Source organism: Paenibacillus sp. 598K, assembly GCF_003851045.1.
Classification (GTDB): Bacteria; Bacillota; Bacilli; order Paenibacillales; family Paenibacillaceae; genus Paenibacillus_D.
Map to the genome: position 1 here is coordinate 3,333 of NZ_BFBX01000089.1, position 7,566 is coordinate 10,898.

Genomic DNA, 7,566 nt, shown 5'->3' on the forward strand with positions numbered 1-7,566 from the left:
GGGCAGGCGGCGGCAGGCCGGCTGGCGGAGCATGTGCGACGTCATCTCGACCTGACCGCCGTCTACGCGCTGCTCGGGCTCGAGCAGCGAACAGCCGCTGACACTGACACGGACAGTGGGCAGTCGGCTCGCGCGTTGCGTTGCCACGGGGAAGAGGCGGCGCAGCCATGAGCGCATCCCGCCGCAGCTCTATTTGCATCGCCCGCCACGAGGCAGCCGAGCTCAGCGCCCGCCGCAGCTCTATCCGCGTCGCCCGCGACGAAGTGGCCGACATCCGCGTCCGCCAGAGCTCAGCCAGCACCGACACAGTCCGCGAGGACTCCGCAGCCGGTAAGGACTCTGTCCGCGCGGTTCCCGCCCTCCTGCTGCTGCGCCACGGGCCTGCGGCATGGAATGACGAGCGCCGATATCTCGGCTGGACAGATCAGCCGGTGACGCCGCATGGCTATGCCGCGCTTGATCCGGCAAAAGCGTGGCTGGAGGGGCGTCCGCTGTCTGGCGCGACCTCGAGCGACCTGCTGCGAGCTCGCCAGTCGCTGCGTTACGCGGCGCCCGGCATGGCGGCTGTCGCTTCTTGCGATCGGCGTCTGCGCGAGCTGAGCTTCGGCGACTGGGAGGGGCGCACCTATGAGGAGCTGAAGGACTCGGACACCTATCGCCGCTGGCTGGACGATCCGGCATCCGTCGCGCCGCCTGGCGGCGAGCCGCTGGCGCAGTTCCGCAGCCGCATTGGCTCCTGGCTCTCCGAGCAGTCGCTCGCGGACAACGGGCCGCCGCTGCTGGTGGCGACGCATGGCGGCACGATCCAGATGATCGCGGCACTGCTGCGACCAGGTAGCAACTTCTGGTCGCTCGATGCGCCCCCTGGCAGCCTGCATGCCGTATACGGGACCCGAGGCGGCGACATCCGGCGTATACAATAAGCAAACTTAAATAAACCTTTAAGAAAAGCTTAATCATTCTAAACTCTTGCCAGCGGACGGGACAATCGGAGAGGCGTTGGTGTATAGTAATACAAAACCCTGCTGAATCAAGGAGCTGCGCGAATGAACAACAACCGTCGGATATTGATCGTCGATGACGAGAAGGAAATCGCCGAGCTGATCCAGATTTATTTGCAAAATGAAGGCTACGAAACCGAGCTGGCCCATAATGGCGAGGAAGCGCTGGAGCGCTTCGCGAGCAGCACCTTTCATGCGGTCGTGCTGGACATTATGATGCCGAAGCTCGATGGGCTCGAGGTATGCCGCAGGCTGCGGCGGGATCAGACGGTGCCGATCCTCATGCTGAGCGCAAAGGCCGAGGATATGGACAAAATTATGGGACTGATGACCGGCGCCGACGATTATATGGTGAAGCCGTTCAACCCGCTTGAGCTGGTGACGCGGATCAAGTCGCTGCTGCGTCGTTCTTTTCAGTACAATACGACGCCGACGGCCGAGAAGTCCTCAGAGCATACACTGCAGATCGGGCCGCTCAAGATCGACAAATCGACGCATGGTGTGCTTGTGAATGGGCAACCGCTTCATCTGACCTCCACCGAATTTAATATTTTGCATCTGCTCGTCAGCCACCCGGGACGGGTGTTCAGCGCAGAGGATATTTTTCAGCATGTGTGGAAGGAAAAGTACTTCGAATCGAATAATACGGTCATGGTCCACATCAGCAAGCTGCGGGACAAGCTGGAGCAGGAAGCGGGTGATAAGCTGATCGTTACCGTATGGGGGGTAGGCTACAAAATTGAAGGGTAATGTGATGGTCTGGATGGTCGTCCGCCTGATTTTTTCCTTCATCGCCAGCGCGGTGCTTGGCGTAGCCTTGATGTACGCTACGATGATGGTTGCGTTCCAGTTGTCCACGCGATTCGATATTTTAAATGGCATTGCCCGCGCGCTGGAGAGCACATTCGGTATCCAGGCCTTTATGGTGCTCGGGACGTTGTTCTACTTTGGGCTGGTGTTGACCTTCTTCGAGTGGCGCAAATACCGTTATCTGGCGCAAGTGCATCGAGCGGTCGGCGAGATCGCCGAGGGACGTTACGACCGCAAGGTGCCGGTAAAAAACAATAGCGAGGTCGCCGAGATCGCAGTGAGCGTGAATCGGCTGGTCGAACGGCTGTTAAGCAGCATGGAGGAGGAACGGCGGGCCGAGCAGGCCAAAAACGAGCTGATCACCAACGTCTCCCATGATTTACGGACGCCGCTGACCTCTGTTATCGGCTACCTGGGGCTGATCGAGCAGGATCGGTACCGCGACGAGGTCGAGCTGCGTTACTACGTCCAGATCGCCTACGCCAAAAGTCAGCGCCTGAATGTGCTCATCCAGGATCTGTTCGACTATACGCGTCTTCGTCATGAAGGGGCGTCGCTGCGGCTGGAGCAGCTCAACCTCGTCGAGCTGCTCGGCCAACTGCTGGAGCAATACCGACTGTCGATGGAGGAAGTGGGGCTGCAGGCCAAACTGCAGGCGGAGGACAAACGATTGCTCATCCCGGGAGACGCAGGCAAGCTGGTCCGCGTATTCGAGAACCTGATCTCCAATGCGGTCAAATACGGCAGCGGCGGCACCAAGGTTGACGTCCGGCTCAAGCGGGAAGCTGGCTATGCGGTCGTCGACATTACGAATGACGGCGAGCCGATCCCCGAGGTCGATCTGCCACACATCTTTGACCGATTTTACCGTGTGGACAAATCTCGGACCGAAAGCTCTGGCGGCTCGGGGCTTGGACTCGCCATCTGCAAAAGCATCGTCGAACGGCACAACGGTGCGATCGAAGCTCTTAGCCGCAACGGCGAAACAACCTTTCGCGTTCGTTTGCCTGTGGTCGTCTGAAGGACGAAGACGCGCCATACGTTCTGTCAGCGTTGCGAGGCTAAGTTGTCGCAGCGCTTTTTGCCATGGTCGATTGTTAGCTGATGACGCGCGCATCGTCGTCAATAACGACAACCGTCGTTTGCGCCTCAAACGCAACGTTCTCAATGACGATGGGCGTCCTGGCCAACACCGTATCCCCGCTCAAGAAAAGCGTCAGGAACTGTTCGCTGATGCGGTATAAGCTGCTCTCCTGCAAAACACCGTTAATAAACAGGTTCGTATATCCGTTTGAACCCATTCCCTCGAATCCATCAACCGGTCGTCCGTTGTCATCCGTAAATTGACTGGCGGGAAGGATCACTGTGGAGCTTATGTTGCCGGGAGGCAAATGAAAATACCGGTAAGCAGTCGGGATGATGCTGACCGTTACTTCCCCGGGAACTCCCTGCGGTCCAGTCGGCCCAACAGGACCAGCAGGCCCAACTGCCCCGGCAGGCCCAACTGGTCCAACAGCTCCAGGGGGTCCAACCGGCCCAACCGCCCCGGCAGGCCCAACCGGTCCGGGGGGTCCAATCGGCCCAGCAGGCCCAATCGGTCCAGGAGGTCCAAGCGCTCCAATCGTCCCAGCGGGTCCGCCTAGTCCGGCGGGTCCAACTGCCCCATCAAGTCCGCCCGGCCCAGCAGGCCCCATATTGCCGATAGGTCCGGGCAGCCCGGTGGCTGCGATCCCTTGCATGCCTTGAGCCCCTGCTTCTCCTTTAGGACCACGCTTCTCATCCCGGTAGGACTTTACCTTGTTACAACATTGTCGGTGCCCGTCCGCCCGTTTTTTCAGACTGCAAGGCCGACGCTTGCGGCATTTTTTCTGTTTGGACCCGGCATCCGCTAGCTTTCTTCCGGTTCCGCAAGCGGTAGGACGGGTTGTTCTTTTTGATCGAGCTGCTTTTTTTCGGGGTTGCTCTTTCAAGACTGGTTTTTTGTCCCGGACAGCAGTGCAAGTCAACTCCAGCACCTCCCATGATTAAAGTTTCATATTCGCATAAGGTATCCTATGTCAATAGACTGTGTTGTGAGTGGATAAGTATCCATAAATAGGAAATGTGCGCTTTTCAAATGCGATTCTAGTAAAATAGCCGTCTCGTCCTCATTTTCAAAGCATTATATATTAGGAGTCGAATTCATCTTCGACGCAACCAAGAGGAAGGGGATGAGTATATGCCAGTTATAAAACCAGTTTTTACTGCCACGGCATCAGCTCCTGTAGCCACTGGCGGTACGATTACAACTTCGGTTAATCCGGTTGTAACGAGATTTTTTGCAGCTGTTGCCACAGGAATGATCTCAGAAACAGGCACAACGATACCAGCGGCGAGCTTTACAGATGATGCCGATGCTCCCGTCGTTGCATTGCCCGAAATTACAGCTGCCGACACATTCAGTATTTACGTGAACGGAGTGCTTCAACAAAGCTCGTTGTCCACCCTGACAACCGCTAGCCTGGTGCTGGACACCATCGATTTGCTGGAAGGGACGCCCGTCTCGATCGAGGTGTCAAACTTTGCCGATACGACCTCAGACATGACGGTTCCGCCTACGATTTCTGCACCAACGATTACGATTAATAGCTGAGAGGAGCGAACCGCGGGCTTGCCTGCGGTTCGTCTCTTCTACATATTGTGTGACCTCAACGTCATCAAGTGCGTGCTACGCGTACGTGCGCTCATCTGCCCGATAACCGGTCTAGCAGTTAGCACTGATCTATAGCAGGTCACTGCCCCGAATAAAGCTGCCCGTTATCTGCATCTGGCGGATATCGCGAGCCTCAGATATGGTGTATACTGGCTGGTACGGGACCGAGCCGCCGACGGCGAGTACGGTCATAGTATGTTGGGACGCCAGGGCATGTGGAGCGTAAGCATCGATAGAGAAAGGGTAGGTCAACGTAAATGATGGAGAACAAGAGTAATAACGGGTACGCCGAACTGCCGATCATGGCGATGCTGCCCAAGCTGAAGCAGACGCTCCGACAACGGTCCGAGGCGGTGTTGGCCGCGCCGCCGGGCGCGGGCAAGACGACGCAGGTGCCGCTGGCGCTGCTGGAAGAGCCGTGGCTGGAAGGGCGCAAGATCATCATGCTGGAGCCGCGCCGTCTGGCTGCCCGGACGGCAGCCAGCTACATGGCGCAGACGCTGGGCGAGTCCGTCGGCGGCCGGGTTGGCTACCGTGTACGCGGCGACGCGTGCGTCGGTCCGCGCACAGTCATCGAGGTCGTCACCGAGGGCATCCTGACGAGGTTGCTACAGTCCGATCCGGCGCTGGAGGAGTATGGCATCGTCTTGTTCGACGAGTATCATGAGCGCAGCCTGCAAGCTGATCTCGGACTGGCCCTCTGCTTGCAGAGCCAGCAGCTGCTGCGCGCTGATCTGCGAATCCTCGTCATGTCCGCCACGCTTGATACGACAGCCGTCTCTCGATTGTTAGGCGACGCGCCGATCATCGAGAGCGCAGGCCGATCCTATTCGGTGACGACGTATCATCTGAGTCTCCCGGCCAACGGTCCGCTGGAGCCGCTCGTGGCGCGCCAGACGCTCGAAGCGCTGCGCGCGCATGACGAGGGCGATGTACTCGTCTTCCTGCCGGGGGTGCCGGAGATCCGCAGAGTCAGGGAGCGGCTCGTCGGATCGGAGCTTTCAGGCGTCCAAGTGGCTATCCTGCATGGCAATCTGCCTCTGGAAGCGCAGGATGAGGCGGTGAAGCGTCATCCTGGAGGCAAGCGCAAGGTGATCCTGGCTACCTCGATCGCCGAGTCCAGTCTGACGGTCGAGGGTGTGCGCATCGTCGTCGACAGCGGCCGGTCGCGGAGCTCGTGCTTCTCGCCGCGCACTGGCATGTCTCGGCTGGAGACGACGAGAGTGGCGCTGGCCTCCGCAGACCAGCGGCGAGGCCGCGCTGGTAGGCTCGGACCCGGACATTGCTATCGGCTGTGGACGGTGGAGGAGGAGCTGCAGCTCGCGCCGGCGATCGAGCCGGCGATCCGTCAGACCGAGCTGGCATCGGTCGCGCTGGAGCTGATCGCCTGGGGCGTGCGGGACCCGGCCGAGCTGAGCTGGCTCGACGCGCCGCCCGAGGCGGCCTATCGCCAGGCGTTGGAGCTGCTGCGACAGCTGGGCGCGGTCGATGCGGCAGGCCATCTGACCGCGCATGGACGACGGATGAGCGAGCTGCCGCTCCATCCGCGGCTGGCGCATATGTTGCTGACCGCCGACTCGCTCGGCTACGGCGAGCACGGGGCGACCCTCGCAGCCTTGCTCCAGGAGCGTGAGCTGCTGCGGCCACTGCCGGGGACGACGCTCTCAGCCGATCTGTGGCTGCGGGTGCAAGCGACCGAGGGCAGAGCGCCAGCGGGATGCGAGATCGACGAGGCTGTGCTGCAGCGGGTTCGGCAGGAGGCAGGACGATTGTGCCGCGAAGCGGCCATCGCGACGAGACGACGCCCGGTATGGGAGGAGCGGATCTGCGGGATGCTGGCAGCGATTGCCTACCCGGACCGGGTAGGCCAGCGGCGGAGCCAGGGCGGCTACCTGCTGAGCAGCGGCAGGGGAGCCGCGCTCGCGCGGATCGAGCCGCTCGCGCAAGCGCCGTACCTGGCGGCGGTGCACCTGGACGATCAGGGAAGCGAGAGCCGGATCTTGTTGGCGGCTGCGGTTGCAGAGGCGGACATGGCGGAGGTGTTCGGCGAGCGGATCGTCAGGGAGGAGAGCTATATTTGGCAAGAGGAGCAGCAGAGCGTCCGAGCGATCGAGCGTCGCCTGCTCGGAGCGATCGTCTGGCGGGAGAAGCCGCTGCAGCAGCCAGACCCTGGACGCTACGCAGAGGTGTTGGCGCGGGCGGTGCAGCGGCATGGTCTGGATTGGCTCCCTTGGAAGAAGGCGCACCGTCAGCTCTTACAGCGCATGCAGTTCATGGCGAGGTATGCTCCCGACTGGCCGGATGTGACCGAGGCGTATTTGCTCGATACGGTCGAGGCGTGGCTGCTCCCGCACCTGTATGGCAAGCGCAGCAGAGCGGAGCTGCAGTCGCTGGCGCTCGGCAGCATCCTGGAAGGGATGCTGGATTGGTCGCAGCGGAACGCGCTGCAGGAGGAAGCGCCGACTCATGTGCGGGTGCCGAGCGGCTCGTCCATCCCTGTCGATTACAGCGACCTGGATGCGCCGGCGATATTCGTGCGTCTCCAGGAGACGTTCGGCTGGCAGCGTACGCCGACCTTATGTCACGGCAAAATCCCGCTGACGCTGCATTTGTTGTCTCCGGCTCACAGGCCGGTGCAGGTCACGCGGGATTTGGAGAGCTTCTGGAGGGAAGCGTATTTCGAGATCAAAAAGGACCTGAAGGGGCGATACCCCAAGCATTACTGGCCGGACGACCCACTAAGCGCCGTCGCCACGCATCGCGCGAAGCCTCGGAGCTAGCTGGCTCCGGCTCCTGTCTTCGAGTAGGCGATTTGCGAGATCAAGCCAGCAGCTTGCCAGAGAACGTAACTGCGAAAACGGAGAGCGTAACTGCAAAAATACACTTAAATGTGATAAAAACAGTTGAAATGCATCCCTTAACTGCGAAAGTGCACTTAAATTGCTTCTATTTGTCTGGATACGATGATTTAGCCGCAAATAACTGCACTATTGCAGTTAAATGTGTGGTTTACGCTGTTTTTCTCGGAAATAGATGTATTTTCGGAGCGACCAAGCATAGGTC

Annotated in this window: 6 protein-coding genes; 5 read left to right on the forward strand and 1 reads right to left on the reverse strand. The window is 59.9% G+C overall.

Annotated features, from left to right (window positions below; genetic code table 11):
- Window positions 1-167: 167 nt before the first annotated feature.
- The 3 genes from PA598K_RS24415 to PA598K_RS24425 all read left to right on the forward strand — a co-directional run bounded on the left by PA598K_RS24415 (window position 168) and on the right by PA598K_RS24425 (window position 2,832).
- A complete protein-coding gene (locus PA598K_RS24415) occupies window positions 168-923 on the forward strand; it encodes a histidine phosphatase family protein (RefSeq protein ID WP_128659471.1) in 756 nt (251 codons plus the stop codon).
- A gap of 123 nt (window positions 924-1,046) precedes the next feature.
- Window positions 1,047-1,751: a response regulator transcription factor gene (locus tag PA598K_RS24420; RefSeq protein WP_128659472.1), complete on the forward strand. Its 705-nt coding sequence runs from the start codon at window positions 1,047-1,049 to the stop codon at window positions 1,749-1,751.
- Entirely contained in the window at window positions 1,741-2,832 is a 1,092-nt protein-coding gene (locus PA598K_RS24425) for a sensor histidine kinase (protein ID WP_260405586.1), read from the forward strand. The genes PA598K_RS24420 and PA598K_RS24425 overlap by 11 nt, the downstream gene beginning before the upstream one ends.
- A 76-nt stretch (window positions 2,833-2,908) precedes the next feature.
- Here the strand turns inward: PA598K_RS24425 and PA598K_RS38195 are convergent, their stop codons facing one another.
- Window positions 2,909-3,550 carry a DUF4183 domain-containing protein gene (locus tag PA598K_RS38195; protein ID WP_128659473.1) on the reverse strand — a complete coding sequence of 214 codons (642 nt, stop codon included), beginning with the start codon at window positions 3,548-3,550 and terminating at the stop codon, window positions 2,909-2,911.
- A gap of 479 nt (window positions 3,551-4,029) precedes the next feature.
- On the opposite strand from PA598K_RS38195, the gene PA598K_RS24435 reads away from it, so the two are divergent.
- The gene (locus tag PA598K_RS24435; protein ID WP_128659474.1) at window positions 4,030-4,443 is read left to right on the forward strand and encodes a DUF4183 domain-containing protein; all 414 of its coding nucleotides are present in this window, start codon (window positions 4,030-4,032) and stop codon (window positions 4,441-4,443) included.
- Between the two features lie 320 nt (window positions 4,444-4,763).
- On the forward strand, window positions 4,764-7,283 hold the full coding sequence (hrpB, locus tag PA598K_RS24440; protein ID WP_128659476.1) for an ATP-dependent helicase HrpB: 2,520 nt from the start codon (window positions 4,764-4,766) through the stop codon (window positions 7,281-7,283).
- The last annotated feature ends 283 nt before the right edge of the window (window positions 7,284-7,566 follow it).

Excerpts from the sequence above, each read along its gene's own strand:
- PA598K_RS24415 (WP_128659471.1), top strand. The coding sequence starts at position 168 with ATGAGCGCATCCCGCCGCAGCTCTATTTGCATCGCCCGCCACGAGGCA.
- PA598K_RS24420 (WP_128659472.1), top strand. The coding sequence starts at position 1,047 with ATGAACAACAACCGTCGGATATTGATCGTCGATGACGAGAAGGAAATC.
- PA598K_RS38195 (WP_128659473.1), bottom strand. The coding sequence starts at position 3,550 with ATGCAAGGGATCGCAGCCACCGGGCTGCCCGGACCTATCGGCAATATG.
- PA598K_RS24435 (WP_128659474.1), top strand. The coding sequence starts at position 4,030 with ATGCCAGTTATAAAACCAGTTTTTACTGCCACGGCATCAGCTCCTGTA.
- hrpB (WP_128659476.1), top strand. The coding sequence starts at position 4,764 with ATGGAGAACAAGAGTAATAACGGGTACGCCGAACTGCCGATCATGGCG.